13 protein-coding genes are annotated in these 15,632 nt (G+C 70.7%); 4 read left to right on the top strand and 9 right to left on the bottom strand.

All coding sequences use genetic code 11. The features are described 5' to 3' along the window. The 4 genes from ACI3KX_RS02565 to ACI3KX_RS02550 all read right to left on the bottom strand — a co-directional run. Positions 1-917: RDD family protein (locus ACI3KX_RS02565; protein WP_404907548.1), on the bottom strand; the 917-nt coding region annotated here is incomplete at its 3' end. 135 nt (positions 918-1,052) lie between these two features. Next, the gene (gene purH, locus ACI3KX_RS02560) at positions 1,053-2,657 is read right to left on the bottom strand and encodes a bifunctional phosphoribosylaminoimidazolecarboxamide formyltransferase/IMP cyclohydrolase (protein ID WP_363358013.1); all 1,605 of its coding nucleotides are present in this window, start codon (positions 2,655-2,657) and stop codon (positions 1,053-1,055) included. 27 nt (positions 2,658-2,684) lie between these two features. Beyond that, positions 2,685-3,287, bottom strand: a complete 603-nt coding sequence (gene purN / locus ACI3KX_RS02555; RefSeq protein ID WP_363358014.1) for a phosphoribosylglycinamide formyltransferase — start codon at positions 3,285-3,287, stop codon at positions 2,685-2,687. Between the two features lie 9 nt (positions 3,288-3,296). Further along, on the bottom strand, positions 3,297-4,607 hold the full coding sequence (locus ACI3KX_RS02550; RefSeq protein WP_404907545.1) for a DUF6350 family protein: 1,311 nt from the start codon (positions 4,605-4,607) through the stop codon (positions 3,297-3,299). A 125-nt stretch (positions 4,608-4,732) separates the two neighbouring features. Here ACI3KX_RS02550 and ACI3KX_RS02545 point away from each other — a divergent pair, with 125 nt between their 5' ends. Continuing rightward, on the top strand, positions 4,733-6,217 hold the full coding sequence (locus ACI3KX_RS02545; RefSeq protein WP_404907543.1) for an NCS2 family permease: 1,485 nt from the start codon (positions 4,733-4,735) through the stop codon (positions 6,215-6,217). A gap of 390 nt (positions 6,218-6,607) precedes the next feature. Here ACI3KX_RS02545 and ACI3KX_RS02540 read toward each other — a convergent pair whose 3' ends face one another. Together ACI3KX_RS02540 and ACI3KX_RS02535 are read right to left on the bottom strand one after the other, a co-directional pair. Beyond that, positions 6,608-7,351 carry a formylglycine-generating enzyme family protein gene (locus ACI3KX_RS02540; RefSeq protein ID WP_404907542.1) on the bottom strand — a complete coding sequence of 248 codons (744 nt, stop codon included), beginning with the start codon at positions 7,349-7,351 and terminating at the stop codon, positions 6,608-6,610. Next, entirely contained in the window at positions 7,348-7,788 is a 441-nt protein-coding gene (locus ACI3KX_RS02535) for a nitroreductase family deazaflavin-dependent oxidoreductase (RefSeq protein ID WP_404907540.1), read from the bottom strand. Before ACI3KX_RS02535 ends, ACI3KX_RS02540 begins: the two co-directional genes overlap by 4 nt. 59 nt (positions 7,789-7,847) lie before the next feature. Between ACI3KX_RS02535 and ACI3KX_RS02530 the strand changes: the two genes are divergently transcribed. Next, a complete protein-coding gene (locus ACI3KX_RS02530) occupies positions 7,848-8,084 on the top strand; it encodes a tautomerase family protein (RefSeq protein ID WP_363358019.1) in 237 nt (78 codons plus the stop codon). Positions 8,085-8,144: 60 nt separating this feature from the next. Here ACI3KX_RS02530 and sucD read toward each other — a convergent pair whose 3' ends face one another. From sucD to ACI3KX_RS02515, 3 genes are all read right to left on the bottom strand, one after another. Then, positions 8,145-9,047, bottom strand: a complete 903-nt coding sequence (gene sucD / locus ACI3KX_RS02525; RefSeq protein WP_404907538.1) for a succinate--CoA ligase subunit alpha — start codon at positions 9,045-9,047, stop codon at positions 8,145-8,147. Between the two features lie 24 nt (positions 9,048-9,071). Beyond that, on the bottom strand, positions 9,072-10,235 hold the full coding sequence (sucC, locus tag ACI3KX_RS02520; protein ID WP_363358021.1) for an ADP-forming succinate--CoA ligase subunit beta: 1,164 nt from the start codon (positions 10,233-10,235) through the stop codon (positions 9,072-9,074). 171 nt (positions 10,236-10,406) lie between these two features. Continuing rightward, the gene (locus tag ACI3KX_RS02515) at positions 10,407-11,990 is read right to left on the bottom strand and encodes an FAD-dependent oxidoreductase (protein WP_404907536.1); all 1,584 of its coding nucleotides are present in this window, start codon (positions 11,988-11,990) and stop codon (positions 10,407-10,409) included. 127 nt (positions 11,991-12,117) lie between these two features. On the opposite strand from ACI3KX_RS02515, the gene ACI3KX_RS02510 reads away from it, so the two are divergent. Next, positions 12,118-12,825, top strand: a complete 708-nt coding sequence (locus tag ACI3KX_RS02510) for a TetR family transcriptional regulator (RefSeq protein WP_331912511.1) — start codon at positions 12,118-12,120, stop codon at positions 12,823-12,825. A 63-nt stretch (positions 12,826-12,888) separates the two neighbouring features. Next, positions 12,889-15,609, top strand: coding sequence for a cation-translocating P-type ATPase (locus ACI3KX_RS02505; RefSeq protein ID WP_404907534.1), 2,721 nt, complete (start codon positions 12,889-12,891; stop codon positions 15,607-15,609). The last annotated feature ends 23 nt before the right edge of the window (positions 15,610-15,632 follow it).

Genomic DNA, 15,632 nt, shown 5'->3' with positions numbered 1-15,632 from the left:
AGTGCAGCGGCCGTGGATCCTGGTGCCCCTGCGGCGGGATGGACCGGCTCGCGGGTCCCTGGCGCCGGGGCTCCCGCCGCAGGGGCACCAGGATCCACGGCCGCTGCACTCGGTGCGACGGGCGCGGCATCCGTTCCGCCCGGCGCGGCGCCCGCGGTGTACGCCTCCCCGCGGGGCGCGCCGACGACTCCCCCGCTGCTGCGGGTGACGGGGATGTAGGCGCCGGAGCTGGGGGCCACCGCCGAGGTCGCGAGCGACGGCAGCTCGCTGCGCTCGTCGGCGAGATCCGTCGCCGCCGTCTTGCGGGCGATCCGCATGCGCTTCGCGTCGTAGGGGTTGAGGCCGTTCCGCGCGTCCACGAACCAGGTGGCGCCCGCCATGTCGGCCCATCCGCGCCCTCGACGCTCCGGGTCGAAGAGCGGGGAGCAGGCGATCACGAGGACGGGTCCGACGAGGGGGACGAGGAAGCTGGCTCCGAGCACCAGGTACCGCACGACCGCGCCACGCCAGAATCCGGGCCGCTCCAGCGTGCGCACGTTGACCGAGCGGATGCCGGTCGCGGCCTTGCCCACCGTGGTGCCCTTGCGGCCGTGGAGGATCAGCTGCAGGACGACGAACGCGGTCGTCAAGGCCGATGACGCGGCCGCGCACGCGATCACGAGGCCGAGGTTGCCGGCGTCCGTGAGCGCTGCGGCCGGGTCGGCGGACGCGGCGGCGTTGAGGAGCACCGGAAGCGAGACGAGCAGCAGCGGCAGCTGGAGCACCACGAGGATGCCCAGCTCGATCGATGTCGCCAGCACGCGCCGCCCGAAGGGCGCCATGCGCAGCCCGAGGGACGCGGCGTACTCCGGCCTCGGCCGACCGCGTCCATCGAGGCCCTCGACGGCGTGTGTCGAGTCGTCGATCTCCCAAATCACCGGATCCTCCTGGCGAACGCTCCGCATCGACCCTATCCGGCGGACGGCGCTGCTCCCGCCCGGAGCGGGGACATGGGGAAATGGACCCATGCCCACACGGGCGGCGGCGACGACCCGGCCCGAGCGACGGTCGTCTCAGTGGAAGAAGTGGCGCTCTCCCGTGAAGAACATGGTGACGTTCGCCGCCTGGGCGGCGGCGATCACCTCGTCGTCGCGCACCGAGCCGCCGGGCTGGATGATCGCCGAGATGCCGGCGTCGAGCAGGATCTGCGGTCCGTCGGCGAACGGGAAGAACGCGTCGGATGCCGCGACCGAGCCCGCGGCGCGGTCGCCGGCGCGCTCGACGGCGAGTCGGCAGGAGTCGACGCGGTTGACCTGGCCCATGCCGATGCCCACCGTCGCGGAGCCCTTGGCGAGCACGATCGCGTTGGACTTCACGGCCCGGCAGGCCTTCCACGCGAAGATGAGGTTCGTCATGTCCTCGTCGGCCGGGCGCTCTCCCGACACGAGCTGCCAGTCCTTCGCGACCGACTCGATGTCGTCGGGGAACCGGTCGGCGTCCTGCAGCAGCAGCCCGCCCGAGACGAGGCGCACGTCCATGCGCTCCTGCTGCCAGTCCTGCGGCAGCTGCAGCAGTCGCAGGTTCTTCTTCGCCTTGAAGACCTCGAGCGCCTCGGGCTCGAACGAGGGCGCCACGATGACCTCGGTGAAGATGTCCTTGAGGTTCTCGGCCATCTTGAGCGTCACCGTGCCGTTGGCGGCGATCACGCCGCCGTAGGCCGAGACGGGGTCGCACTCGTGGGCGCGCAGGTGCGCGCTTGCGATCGGGTCGAGTGCGTTGGGCGCCGCGACGGCGATGCCGCAGGGGTTCGCGTGCTTGATGATCGCGACCGCCGGCTTGACCATGTCGAACGCGGCCCGGAGCGCCGCATCCGCGTCGACGTAGTTGTTGTACGACATCTCCTTGCCCTGCAGCTGGGTCGCCTGGGCGATGCCGTGGCCGCCGTTGCGCGTGTAGATCGCCGCGCGCTGGTGCGAGTTCTCGCCGTAGCGGAGCGTCGCGAGGCGCTCGGCCTTGATCGTGAGGTGCGCGGGCAGGTCCTCCTCGGTGAGCGTCCCCTCCGAGAACCAGGTGGCGACCGCGCGGTCGTACTCGGCGGTGTGGGCGAACGCGCGGGCGGCGAGCTCTCGACGCTGCGCGAGGCTCGTGCCCCCGGCACGGACCGCCTCGATGACGGCCGGGTAAGACGATGGCGAGACGACGATCGCGACGTTGGCGTAGTTCTTCGCCGACGCACGCACCATGGCGGGGCCGCCGATGTCGATCTGCTCGACGACGTCGTCGCCCTGGGCGCCCGAGCGCACGGTCTCGACGAACGGGTAGAGGTTCACCACGACCAGCTCGAACGGCGCGATGTCGAGCTCGTCGAGCTGGCGCTCGTGGTCCTCGAGGCGCAGGTCGGCGAGGAGGCCGGCGTGCACGCTCGGGTGCAGCGTCTTGACGCGGCCGTCGAGCGACTCGGGGAACCCGGTGACGCTCGACACGTCGGTCACGGTGTGACCGGCCTCACGCAGCAGGGTGGCGGAGCCGCCCGTCGAAACGATCTCGACGCCCGCCGCGGCGAGCGCCTCGCCCAGGGCGAGCAGATCGGTCTTGTCGCTCACCGACACGAGCGCCCGGCGGACCGGGACGACGTCGCGGGTGCGATACAGGGCGGGGTCGTGGCTCGGTCCGGCCATGGCGGATCTCCTCGGTGGGGATAGGGGTCAGAGCTGGGCGCTCGCGGACACCGCCGCGAGGTCGAGGTCGCCGGTGGCGACGCGGCGCACCACGTCGATCAGCAGGCGGCGTTCGACGGGCTTGATGCGCTCGTGCAGGGCGTGCTCGTCGTCGCCGGGGAGCACGGGAACCCGCTCCTGCGCGAGGATCGGCCCCGAGTCGACCCCGTTGTCGACGATGATCACGCTCGCCCCCGTCTGCGCGACGTCCGCGGCGAGCGCATCGCGCACGCCGTGCGCACCGGGGAACTCCGGCAGGTACGCCGGGTGGGTGTTGATGATGCGCGGCGACCACGCGTCGACGAGATCGGCGGGGAGGAGCCGCATGAGACCGCTCAGCACGACGAGGTCGGGCCGCCAGACAGCGAGCTGGGCACCGAGCTCGGCGCCCCACTCCTCACGGCTGGCGAACTGCGCGAAGGGGACCATGAAGGTCGGGATGCCGTACTCCTCGGCGTGCGCGAACCCTTCGGCTTCGCGATCGGCGCCGACCACGACCACGCGAGCGGGGAACTCGGGCTCGGCCGCCGCGTCGAGCAGAGCGCGCAGGTTCGACCCTGTGCCCGAGATGAGGACGGCGACCGTGAGCACCCGATCAGCTTACTCGGAACCGTTCCTGTCGCCGGGCGGCGTCGACCGGGGCAGGTCGATGGGCTCGGTCGTCGCCTCCGGCGTGGAGACGGCGCCCGACTCGCGGCGGGGCGAGAGGAGCAGGATCGCCGCACCCAGCAGCACCTCGAGCCCGACGGCGAGGGCGACGGGACCGGGTTCGGGGCCGAGCTGCGCGAGCCGTCCGGGTCCGAGCGAACCCGAGGCGACGAAGGCGAGGATCGCGGCCGCGCCTCCGGAGACGATCGCGATGCCTGCGGTGACCACCAGGCGGGCGCCGATCGGATCCTCGGCCGCGACGGCCACCGGTTCCTCGCCCACGTGGAGGAGCCTCGAGCGGGCGATCCACCCGGCGAGCGCGCCGACCGCGATCGGCAGGAGCGCGAGCAGCAGCAGCCATGACGTGGTGGATTCCGGCACGGCGCCGAGCACGGGCAGTCCCGGGACGACGCCGACCTGCGTGCCCGCAGGAGACACGGCGGTGCCCTCGCCCACCGTGAACCCGGGTCCGGCGACGAAGCTGAGACCCCACACGGCGAGCGTCGGGACGTAGGCGAGCTGCGCGATGGTGAGCACCGCCGCGCCGAGCGCGTCGACGTCGCCGGCCTGGAAGAGCACCACGATCTGCCCGGCACGCGCGAACAGCGCCACAGCGGCGACCGCGGCGCCCACGCCGACGAGACCCACCACGACCACGGCGGAGCCCCGCGCGACCAACGCCGGCACGTCGCCCCATCCGTGGGGCAGCTCTTGCGCGCGATCGCGCAGCCGCGCGACCGCGCCGGAACCCGCCTCCGACCACTCGGTGACGATCGCCGCGACGAGCGCAGGGAGCGCGAACACGAGCGTCGGGATGAGGATCGCCTGCCACGTCTCGACCTGCGCGACGTCGTTCGCGCCGGTGAGCGCGGCGCCCGTCGCCAGCGCGGCGAACACGACCGTCGAGGTCAGGACACCGGAGAGCCACGCGTCCGCATGCGAGGCGCGCGCCCCCGAGCGGGCGGCGAAGATCGCCGTGAACGAGGCGAACGCCAGCGGCGCGAGGGACAGGACGAAGGATGCCGCGTCCGTGTCGATGCCCGTGGCCGCCAGGTACTCGGGCGGCAGGGCGATGTGCAGGGGCACGAGGTTGCCGAACTGCCATACCGAGACGGCGGACGGCCACAGCACTCCCCAGTCCGCGCCGCCGCCGAACCCGAAGACCCAGAGGAGGGTGAGCGGAGCGAGGGTCGCGGCAAGGCCGACGGCGACCGCGATGGCGGCGTCGACGGTGGCAAGGAGGGCGACGATGAGGCGATGCATGCGCCATCGACCCTACTTCGAGGGGCGCGGGCGTCCCGGTCGCGTCCGCGCCGTGGTGCGGCATCCGTCCAGCGAATCCTCAGGTTCACGGGCGAACGACTAGCCTTTCAGGTCGGAGGTCCACCATGAGCACAGCCCCATCCGCGGCATCGAACACCCCCGCAGCACCCGACGACGTCGAGACTGCCGAGCCGAAGAACGGCTTCGACAGGTTCTTCGAGATCACCCGTCGCGGCTCGACGATCGGCACCGAGGTCCGCGGCGGCGTGGTGACCTTCGTGACGATGGCGTACATCGTCATCCTGAACCCGATCATCCTGTCCAGTGGCACGGATGTCTCGGGCGACACCCTCGGCTTCGCCCAGGTCGCGGCCACCACCGCCCTCACCGCGGGTGTGATGACCGTGCTGTTCGGCCTGGTGACCCGCCTGCCGTTCGCGTTCGCGGCGGGCCTGGGCATCAACTCGTTCCTCGCCGTGTCGGTCGTGGGGCAGGTCACCTGGCCGGAGGCGATGGGCCTCGTCGTCATCAACGGACTGATCATCGTGCTGCTCGCCGCCACGGGCCTCAGGCGCATGATCTTCGACGCCGTCCCGATCCAGCTGAAGCTCGCCATCACGGTCGGCATCGGCCTCTTCATCGCGTTCATCGGCTTCGTCGACGCCGGCTTCGTCACCTCGACCGGCGCCTCCTCTCCCCCGGTCGGCCTCGGCGTGAACGGCTCCGTCGCGACCGTCCCGACGCTGATCTTCGTCTTCACCCTGCTGCTCACCGGCATCCTGGTCGCCCGCAAGGTCAAGGGCGGCATCCTCATCGGCCTGGTCACCGGCACCGTGGTCGCGCTGATCGTCGAGGCGATCTGGAACATCGGCCCGAAGTTCGACGGCGACGAGGTCAACCCCGGCGGCTGGGGCCTCTCGGTGCCCGAGCTGCCGTCATCACTCGTGAGCGTGCCCGACCTGTCGCTGGTCGGCCAGGTCTCGTTCGGCTCGTTCGAGCGCATCGGCGTGCTCGCCGCGCTGATGCTCGTCTTCACGCTCGTGTTCACGAATTTCTTCGACGCGATGGGCACCATGACGGGCCTGTCGAAAGAGGCGGGCCTCGCGAACGAGAAGGGCGACTTCCCCCGCATCAAGTCGGCGCTCATCGTCGAGGGCGTCGGCGCGGTCGCGGGTGGATTCACGTCGAGCTCGTCGAACACGGTGTTCATCGAGTCCGGCGCGGGCATCGGCGAAGGCGCCCGCACCGGGTTCGCGAACGTCGTGACGGGCGCCCTGTTCCTCATCGCGATGTTCTTCACGCCGCTCGTCTCGATCGTCCCGACCGAGGTCGCCGCCTCCGCGCTGGTGATCGTCGGCGCGCTGATGATGTCGCAGATCCGCTTCATCGACTTCTCGGACTTCTCGATCCTGCTGCCGGTGTTCCTCGCGATCACCGTGATGCCGCTGACCTACTCGATCGCCAACGGCATCGGCGCGGGCTTCATCGCCTGGGTGGTGGTGCGCTCGCTGTCGGGCAAGGCGCGCGAGATCAGCCCGCTGCTGTGGATCGTCGCTGCCGGCTTCGTCCTCTACTTCGCCCGCGGACCGCTCGAGGCCGCGCTGGGCTGAGTTCCGCGGCTGCACCCGTACGGCGCAGGTGCGCAGGTCGCGGCGGGTGCTCTCGCCGGCCGAGGTGTGCCGAAAAGGCCGATGAACTTCCGGTTCACAGAGCCTCGATGAACTTCCCGTTCACACACCCCCGCACCACCGGCCCACTGAACTTCCAGTTCACACGCCCTCGTCAGGAGCCATTGAACTTCCAGTTCACACGCCCTCGTCAGGAGCCATTGAACTTCCGGTGAACACGCCCTCGTCAGGAGCCATTGAACTTCCGGTGAACACGCCCTCGTCAGGAGACGTGTGAACCGGAAGTTCAATGGGGTTTTCGAGACCATGTGCGCGGGAGGCGGCGCCCACAGGCCGACACCTGTAGCCGACACGGCACGGTGCACCCCTCGCTCAGCGCAGGGGGGTCCAGCCGGGCGGGAGCGGGCCATCCAAGGCCGCGCGCTCCGCGTCGACGGCCGCCGACCAGCCTTGCGCGGCATCCGTCGCATCGAAGCCTCCACGGGTCACGCGCAACCCGACGTCGTCGTGATGCGTGCGCGGCGCGCCGCCGCGCCGGGTCGAGGCGCGCACGCTCCACGCGTCGTCGGCGAACCCGCCACCGCGGAACACGCGGTAGTCGGCATACCGGGCGGGATCGAGCAGATCCCAGCACCACTCCCAGACGTTGCCGAGCGTGTCGAACAGGCCGTTGAGATTCGGCAGCTTGCCGCCGACGTTCTGCGGGGCTGTCACGCCGTCGGCGCTCGTCCACGCGATCTCCGCCAGCGGCCCGTACTGCGGGCCGGTGGAACCGGCGCGGCACGCGTGCTCCCACTCGGCCTCGGTCGGCAGGCGGAACCCGTCGGCGTCCACATGCCAGGTGACGTCCTCGCCGTCGAACGTGTAGGCCGGATCCAGCCCTTCCCACTCCGATGCCGCGTTGCAGAACCGGATCGCGCGCAGCCAGCTCACGTCGGTCGCGGGGCGTCGCGGATGCCCGCCCGGCTCGCCCAGTAGCTCGGTGAGCTGCTCCTGCGTGACCGCGTAGACGCCGATCTCGAACGACTCCAGGTCGACGCTCCAGCGCGCCTTCCGGCGGGCGTCGTGGAGGGTCACCGTGCCGCCCGCGATGCGGGCGAGCTCGATGTCGGTCACCCGTCGTGGGGCTCGAGGACGAAGATCGCGATCTGGCGGTCAGTCTTCGTCTGGTAGTTGTCGTAATCGGGCCACACCGCGGTCGCCCGCGCCCACCATTCGACGCGCTCGTCACCCGACAGCTCGCGCGCCGTGTAGTCGCGGCGCACGTCGCCGTCCTGCAGCTCGACGTGGGGCCGGCGCCGCATGTTCTCGGCCCACCTGGGCTCATCGGGCGCTCCGCCCTTCGACGCGACCACCGCGTAGCGGCCGTCGTGCTCGACGCGCATCAGCGCGGTCTTGCGCAGGGCCCCGCTCTTCGCACCGACCGTGGTCAGCACGATGATGGGCACACCCCGCAGCGTGTTCGCCTTCTCGCCGTTCGACGCCTCGTAGGCCTCGGCCTGCTTGCGGGCCCAGTCGGACGTGGACGGCTTGTACTCTCCGGTCAGCGGCATACGCACCAGCGTAAAGCCGCGGCGATGAGCTTCGGGTCGTACGGCCCTATGGTCGAGGTATGCCGAACATGAGAGTCGAACTCCTTCCCGGGCGCACCGTCGAGCAGCGCCGCCGCTTCGCCGAACTGGTGACCGACGCCGCTGTCGAGGCGCTCGGCGCCCGCCGGCAGGACGTGCGCATCATGTTCGAGGAGGTCGCCGCCGACTTCGTCGCGAACGGCGGCGTGCTCGCCAGCGAGGACGCCGACCGCGCCGGCCAGGTGTCGCGTTTCGGCGGCGCCTCCGCCGCCGACTGACGGAGACCACGAGAAACGGATGCCGCGACCGAGGTCGCGGCATCCGTTCTGGTGTGAAGGTCAGAGACCCTGGATGATCTCGCGCATCAGCGCGGCCGTCTCGGACGGCGTCTTGCCGACCTTGACGCCGGCGGCCTCGAGAGCCTCCTTCTTGGCCTGGGCCGTGCCCGCCGAGCCCGACACGATGGCGCCGGCGTGGCCCATGGTCTTGCCCTCGGGAGCGGTGAAGCCGGCGACGTAGCCGACGACAGGCTTGGTCACGTTGGCCTTGATGAAGTCGGCCGCGCGCTCTTCGGCGTCGCCGCCGATCTCGCCGATCATGACGATCGCCTTGGTCTCGGGGTCGGCCTCGAACGCGGCGAGCGCGTCGATGTGCGTGGTGCCGATGATCGGGTCGCCGCCGATGCCGATGGCCGTCGAGAAGCCGATCTCGCGCAGCTCGTACATCATCTGGTAGGTCAGGGTGCCCGACTTCGACACGAGGCCGATCGGCCCCTTGCCGGTGATGTTGGCGGGCGTGATGCCGACCAGCGACTCGCCGGGCGTGATGATGCCGGGGCAGTTCGGGCCGATGATGCGGGTCTTGTCGCCCTTCGACTGCGCGTAGGCCCACGCCTCGGCGGTGTCGCCGACAGGCACGCCCTCGGTGATCACGACGAGGAGGGGGATCTCGGCGTCGATGGCCTCGACCATGGCGCTCTTGGTGAAGGCCGGCGGCACGAACGCGATGGAGACGTCGGCGCCGGTGGCGGCGATGGCCTCCTCGACCGAAGCGAACACGGGCAGTTCGACGGGGTTGCCGTCGGCGTCGGCGTGCAGGACCGTGGTGCCGGCCTTGCGGGCGTTCACGCCGCCGACGACCTGGGTGCCGGCCTTGAGCATGAGTGCGGTGTGCTTGGTGCCCTCGCCGCCGGTGATGCCCTGGACGATGACCTTGGAGTCCTTGTCAAGGAAGATCGACATGTTTCTGGTTCCTTTATCTCAGTCTCAGGCGTTGGCGAGCTCGGCGGCCTTGTCGGCGCCCTCGTCCATCGTCTCGGCCAGGGTCACGAGCGGGTGGTTCGCGTCGCGCAGGATCGCGCGGCCCTCTTCCACCTTGTTGCCGTCCAGGCGCACGACCAGCGGCTTCGAGGCGCTGGATCCGAGCTCGGCCAGCGCGCCGACGATGCCCTTGGCGACCGCGTCGCACGCGGTGATGCCGCCGAAGACGTTGACGAACACGCTCTTGACCTGCGGGTCCCCGAGGATGACGTCCAGACCCGCGGCCATGACCTCGGCCGAGGCGCCGCCGCCGATGTCGAGGAAGTTGGCGGGCTTGACGCCGCCGTGGTTCTCACCGGCGTAGGCGACGACGTCGAGCGTCGACATCACGAGGCCCGCACCGTTGCCGATCACGCCCACCTCGCCGTCGAGCTTGACGTAGTTGAGGTCGTTGGCCTTCGCCTTCGCCTCGAGCGGGTCGGCCGCCGCCTTGTCCTCGAGCAGCGCGTGCCCGGCGTGACGGAAGTCGGCGTTCTCGTCGAGCGAGACCTTGCCGTCGAGGGCGATGACGTCGCCCTCTTCGGTGAGCACGAGCGGGTTGACCTCGACGAGGGTCGCGTCCTCGCCCTTGTAGACCTTGAAGAGCTTGACGAAGACGTCGCTCACCTTGTCGACGAGCTCGGGGGCGAAGCCCGCGGCTTCGGCGATCTCGACCGCCTTCTGCTTGTCGATGCCCTGCAGCGGGTCGACCGCGATGCGCGCGAGCGCCTCGGGACGCTCGACGGCGAGCTCCTCGATCTCCATGCCGCCCTCGACGCTGCAGAGCGACAGGTACGAGCGGTTGGCGCGGTCCAGCAGCACCGAGAAGTAGTACTCCTTGTCGATGCGGGCGCCCTGGGCGACCATCACGCGCTTGACGATGTGGCCCTTGATGTCGAGGCCGAGGATGGCCTTCGCCGCCTCGTAGGCCTCATCGGGGGTCTTGGCGACCTTCACGCCGCCTGCCTTGCCGCGCCCGCCGGTCTTGACCTGGGCCTTGACGACGACGACTCCGCCGATCTTCTCGGCCGCGGCCCGCACCTCCTCCGGCGTGTCCGCGACGATGCCGGCGAGCACCGGCACCTCGTACTTCTCGAAAAGGTCACGTGCCTGGTACTCGTACAGATCCACAGTGCATTCCTTCGCAGGTGGCGAATGGGGGTGGGACGACGCGAAAAGCGTCTCGACGTCGAGATATCGACCAGTGCCCCAGCCTACTACCGGTCATCGTCCGGTTCCGACCGGAGCGACGCGCCCTCGGTTCCGCACAGGCTGAGCGAGCGCACGCCGCTCCATCGATACTCAGCGCGCCGACGTCGCCTGATGAGCGGATGCCGTGGGGTCGAGGTCGTCGATCTCCTCGCCGGGCACACGGGGCAGCCGGGTGAGATCGCACAGCGCCGGCCCCTCGATGCGCTGCCCGCTCGCCGTGAAGCGCGAAGCGTGCAGCGGGCAGTCCCACGACCGTTCGGCGTCGTTCCAGCGCAGCACCCCGCCCAGGTGCGGGCACACCGCGCTCACGGCGCGCGTCACACCGTCGACGGTCGAGATGCCGACGGGGTGCCCGCCGCGGTTCGCGACCACGCCGTCGCCCTCGCCGGGGCGGCGGACAGGCGCCGGCACCGCTTGCGCTCCCAGCCAGCCGGATGCCGCTTCCCAGCCGACGCGCACGTTCTCGACGCCGCCGCGGGCGAGGTCGGCGGGGACCGTGAAGCGCGTGGCGATCACGTTCATCCAGTCCGGTCGCTCGCGCCGGGGCACCTTGCCGATCTCGGCCACGATGCGCAGGGCCGCGGCAGGGGCGTTGGACAGCCCCCACTTCGCGTAGCCGGTGGCGAACCGCACCCGCCCGAGGCCGCGCGGCATCGCGCCGACGAACGGGATCAGATCGTGCGACTGGTAGTCCTGTGCCGACCACGCCGCCACCGGCTCGGCGCCCCGGAAGTGCTCCTGCGTCCAGGCGATGAGATCGTCACGGCACGTCCGGGGAGACGGCGCACGGCCGACCGGGAATCCGTTGCCGCCGACGATGAGCTGGGCAGCGCCCGCTGGCCCGTCCGCGGGGGTGATGGATCGGATGGACTTGGTCGCGCCGTCGACGGAGAGGTACAGGCCCTCGGGCAGCGGGGCATCCGTGGCGAACGCCACGCAGGTCGAGCGCAGCCCCCGCGTCTTGGCGAAGTACAGCCCACGGTCGATGATCGGCGTCGCGGTGGCGAGCACCACCTGATCAGCGGCCGCGAACCCGGCCGACGTCTCGACACCGGCATGCGGCACGATGTGCGCGTGGGTCACCCGCACGCCGGTGTGGAGCACGCCGCCGGCTTCGAGGTAGGCCCGCGCCATCGCGGCGAGGAGCTGCTGCGGGTCGATGGCGACCTGGCGGTCGAGCGCGACCGCGTCGACGATCGGGAACGGCGACTGCGCGAGCAGATCCGGTTCCACCCGGCGCACCGGCAGCCCGGCCTCCCACGCGGCCTCCAGCTCGGCCGCGACCGTCTCGGCGCCGTCCGGGGTCTGTGCATAGGAGTAGGCCGTGCGCCGGGAGTACGGCACACCGAGCTCGTCGGCCAGGGAGGTCAGCCACTGCGCGCCGTCGGCATTCGCCTCGACGTATGCCTTCACGAGCCGCGCCGGGTGGCGGCGGCGCAGCGTCGAGAGCACGGAGCCCTGCAGGAGGGACAGCTTGCCGGTGTTGGCGCCGGAGGCGAGCTCGCCGACTTCGCCCGCCTCGATGACGGCGACGTCGCGGCCCTGCCGGGCGAGCATGAGTGCGGTGGCGAGGCCGGTGAGGCCGGCACCGACGACGACGACTTCGCGGTGCCGGCCCGGCTCGAAGGGCGTGCCGGTCACGCGGACCGGGTCGAGCTTCCAGATCGGCGTCATGTTCACAGTGAAGCCGCGCGCCGCGGGATCCTCCACCGGGTTGACAGGCGCGCGGCGCAGTGACAGCGCCGAATGCGTCACGGATGCCGCACGTGACGCGGGGCCCGCGCATTAGGCTCTCCCCGAGATGTCCGACACCGCCGCCGCTTCCGCCGCCCCGAGTTCCGCAGCCGCTCAGGGCGCCTCTCGCGCGGCCGTCGTCGCCGCCGCGCTCGAGCTGTTCGCCGAGCAGGGGTTCGACCAGACCTCTGTGGAGCAGATCGCGCAGGCCGCGGGCGTCTCGCGCTCGACGTTCTTCCGGCAGTTCGGCGGCAAGGACGACGTGGTCTTCACCGACCACGAGGTGCTGCTCGATCGCCTCCGCGAGTTCCTGGCGCAGCCGCACCGCGATCCGTGGGCGGCCGTGTGCGAGGCATCGCTCTTCGTCTACGCGCATTTCGCGGCCGACCCCGAGCTCGCCCGGCGGCGCTATGCGGTCGTTCGCGGCGTGCCCGCCCTGCGCGACCGCGAGATCGTGACGGTGTTCCGCTACGAGCGGCTGTTCGACGAGTACCTTCGCGCGTCGCTGCCGGGCCTCGATCCGCTCGACGCGGTGGGCTTCTCTGCGCTGGTCACCGCGATCCACAATCACGTGCTGCGGCGTCTCATCCGGGGGCCCAAGAAGGTGCCGGTATCGGTGCTGCGCACCGCTCTGGACGAGGCACGCCGGCGCTTCGGCGTCCTGCCGGACGGCGAGGCGGATCCTGCCGCCGACCAGGTCGTCGTCGCGGTCTTCCCGCGCGCGATGCCGACGGCGGAACTGGCGCGGCGACTGCGCGCACAGCTCGACGACTGACCGCTGCGGCGCGCCGGTCGATTCCGCTGTCGGACGGCGGCGGCACGGCTGTATGTTCAAGCCATGAGCGCCGTGGAGACCACCGCCGGAACGCCTGCCGAGACGGCGTGGTACAGCCAGGACCCAGATGCCGTCGTCGCCGCTTTCCGCAGCGACCGAGACCGGGGGCTGACCGCCGCCGACGCCGCGCAGCGGCTCGCAGAGCACGGCCCCAACTCGATCGCCGCCGAGAAGCCGCCGTCGACGTGGCAGGTCGCCCTGCAGCAGCTCGCGGACCCCATGAACGTCATGCTGGTCGCCGTCGCGATCATCAGCCTGTTCATCAACCAGGTCAGCGTCGGCATCCTCGTCGGGGCGCTCGTGGTGCTGAACATCGTCCTGGGCACACGGCAGGAGCTCAAGGCGAAGGCATCCGTCGACGCCCTCTCCAAGATGCAGATCCCGCAGGCGAAGGTCATCCGCGACGGCACCCTGCTGCAGGTCGGCGCGACCACCCTCGTGCCGGGCGACATCGTCACGCTCGAGGCGGGCGACCTCGTGCCCGCCGACGCACGCATCATCCGCTCGGCGACGCTCGAGACGCAGGAGGCCGCGCTCACCGGCGAGAGCGCGCCGATCCCGAAGGATGCCGGAACCCTCGCCGATCCCGACACGGCGCTCGGCGACCGCACCGACATGGTGTTCCAGAACACGCAGGTGACGCGCGGGACGGCCACGGTGGTCATCACGGGCACCGGCATGCAGACGCAGATGGGCCAGATCGCCTCGATGCTGTCGTCGGTCAAGCCGGGGAAGTCGCCGCTGCAGCGCGAGCTCGACTCGCTCACCGGCGTGCTCGGCTGGATCGCATGGGGCGCCGTCGCCATCATCATCATCACGGGCCTGCTGCGCGGACAGGAGATCGCTTCGGTCATCCTGCTGGGCATCTCGATGGCGATCTCGGCGATCCCGACGGGCATGCCGTCGTTCGTCCAGGCGATGCTCTCGTACGGCTCGCGGCAGCTCGCCGAGCACCAGGCGGTCGTCAAGAACCTGACGGATGTCGAGACGCTGGGTGCCACCAGCGCCATCAACTCCGACAAGACCGGCACTCTCACCATGAACGAGATGACGGTGGAGACGCTGTACTACCGCGGCGAGTGGTTCACCGTCGCCGGCAGCGGCTACGAGAAGGTCGGCGAGGTGCGCCACACCGCCGGACTGCCGGTGCCGCAGTTCACCCAGCTGGCACTCGGGCTGACGCTCTGCAGCGACGCCACGGTGTCGGACGACGGCGCCGTCATCGGCGACCCGACCGAGGCTGCGCTCGTCGTGCTCGCGGCGAAGCTCGGCGCGGACGCCGAACTGACCCGCAGCACGTTCCCGCGGGTCGCGGAGGTGCCCTTCGACTCGGCGTACAAGTTCATGGGGACCTTCCACCGGATCCCGGTCGATGGCAACGAGCTGCTGGTCGGCTATGTCAAGGGCGGCCCGGACGTCGTGCTGGATCGCTGCAGCTCCGTCGCCACGATGGAGGGCGTCATGCCGATCGCCGATCGCCGCGACGAGATCCTGGAGGCGAACCGCAGGCTGTCGGAGCAGGGCCTGCGCGTGCTCGCCTTCGCGTTCCGCCGCTTCGCCCCCGACGCGCCGGTCGCAGACGACCCGATGGCGGCGATCGCGGATCTGACCTTCGTCGGCCTCGTCGGCATCATCGACCCGCTCCGCCCCTCCTCGAAAGAGGCGGTGCGCATCGCGCGCGAAGCGGGCATCGAGGTCCGCATGATCACCGGCGACCACGCCATCACGGCCGCCGCGATCGGCGCCAAGCTCGGCCTCGGCGAGGGATCCGCGAGCGGCGCCGAGATCCAGGCGATGAGCGACGACGAGCTCAAGGCGGCGCTTCCGCGCCTGCACATGTTCGGCCGCGTCACCCCCGAGGACAAGCTGCGCCTGGCCCGGCTCATGCAGGAGGACGGCGCCGTCGTCGCGATGACCGGCGACGCGGTGAACGACGCGGCCGCGCTCAAGCAGGCCGACATCGGCGTGGCGATGGGCTCGGGCAGCGACGTCACGAAGCAGGCGGGGAAGATGATCCTCGTCGACGACAACTTCGGCACGCTCGTCACGGCCGTCCGGCTCGGGCGCGGGATCTACGAGAAGATCGTCAGCTACGTCCGCTTCCAGATGTCGCAGCTGTTCTCGCTGGTGCTGCTGTTCCTCGTCGCGAGCATCTTCGGCATCAACGACGGCGTACCGCTCACGCCGATCATGGTGCTGTTCCTGAACTTCTTCATCGCCATCTTCCCGGTGGTCGTGATCCTCCTCGACCCGGTGCCCGACGGCATCATGCTGAAGCCGCCGCGCGACCCGAAGAAGACGATCGCCAACCGCGGCGCGGTGACGCTCTGGTTCGTGTACGGCAGCCTCATCTTCCTGACAACGCTCGTCCCGCTGCTGATCTACCCCGAGGAGCTCAGCTCGACCGAGCCGAACGTGCCCGTCACGATGGCGTTCGTGGTCTGCGCGCTCGGCTCGATCTTCGGCGGGCTCGTCATGCGGCGCGACCCCGAGTCGGGGCTCTCCGCGCCCATCCTCGCCGCCGTGAAGTGGCTGTCGATCCCGCTGGCGCTCACGGTCGTCGCCGTCGAGGTCGGCTTCATGCAGCGCCTCATCGGCACGACGAGCCTCTCGGGCGACGAGTGGCTGACCGCGCTCGGCCTGGCACTGCTGGTGCCCGTGCTGATCGAGATCGAGAAGTGGATCCGTCGCGCGCGCATCGCGCGTCGCACTGTCGTCGCCTGACTCGAAGGAACCGAACGCGCGCT

This window comes from Microbacterium sp. ZW CA_36, assembly GCF_044987475.1.
In the GTDB taxonomy this organism is placed as follows: domain Bacteria; phylum Actinomycetota; class Actinomycetes; order Actinomycetales; family Microbacteriaceae; genus Microbacterium.
This window is presented reverse-complemented; position numbering and strand designations above follow the sequence as displayed.

Excerpts from the sequence above, each read along its gene's own strand:
- ACI3KX_RS02515 (WP_404907536.1), bottom strand. The coding sequence starts at position 11,990 with ATGACGCCGATCTGGAAGCTCGACCCGGTCCGCGTGACCGGCACGCCC.
- ACI3KX_RS02510 (WP_331912511.1), top strand. The coding sequence starts at position 12,118 with ATGTCCGACACCGCCGCCGCTTCCGCCGCCCCGAGTTCCGCAGCCGCT.
- sucD (WP_404907538.1), bottom strand. The coding sequence starts at position 9,047 with ATGTCGATCTTCCTTGACAAGGACTCCAAGGTCATCGTCCAGGGCATC.
- ACI3KX_RS02550 (WP_404907545.1), bottom strand. The coding sequence starts at position 4,607 with ATGCATCGCCTCATCGTCGCCCTCCTTGCCACCGTCGACGCCGCCATC.
- purH (WP_363358013.1), bottom strand. The coding sequence starts at position 2,657 with ATGGCCGGACCGAGCCACGACCCCGCCCTGTATCGCACCCGCGACGTC.
- ACI3KX_RS02530 (WP_363358019.1), top strand. The coding sequence starts at position 7,848 with ATGCCGAACATGAGAGTCGAACTCCTTCCCGGGCGCACCGTCGAGCAG.
- ACI3KX_RS02545 (WP_404907543.1), top strand. The coding sequence starts at position 4,733 with ATGAGCACAGCCCCATCCGCGGCATCGAACACCCCCGCAGCACCCGAC.
- ACI3KX_RS02535 (WP_404907540.1), bottom strand. The coding sequence starts at position 7,788 with ATGCCGCTGACCGGAGAGTACAAGCCGTCCACGTCCGACTGGGCCCGC.
- ACI3KX_RS02505 (WP_404907534.1), top strand. The coding sequence starts at position 12,889 with ATGAGCGCCGTGGAGACCACCGCCGGAACGCCTGCCGAGACGGCGTGG.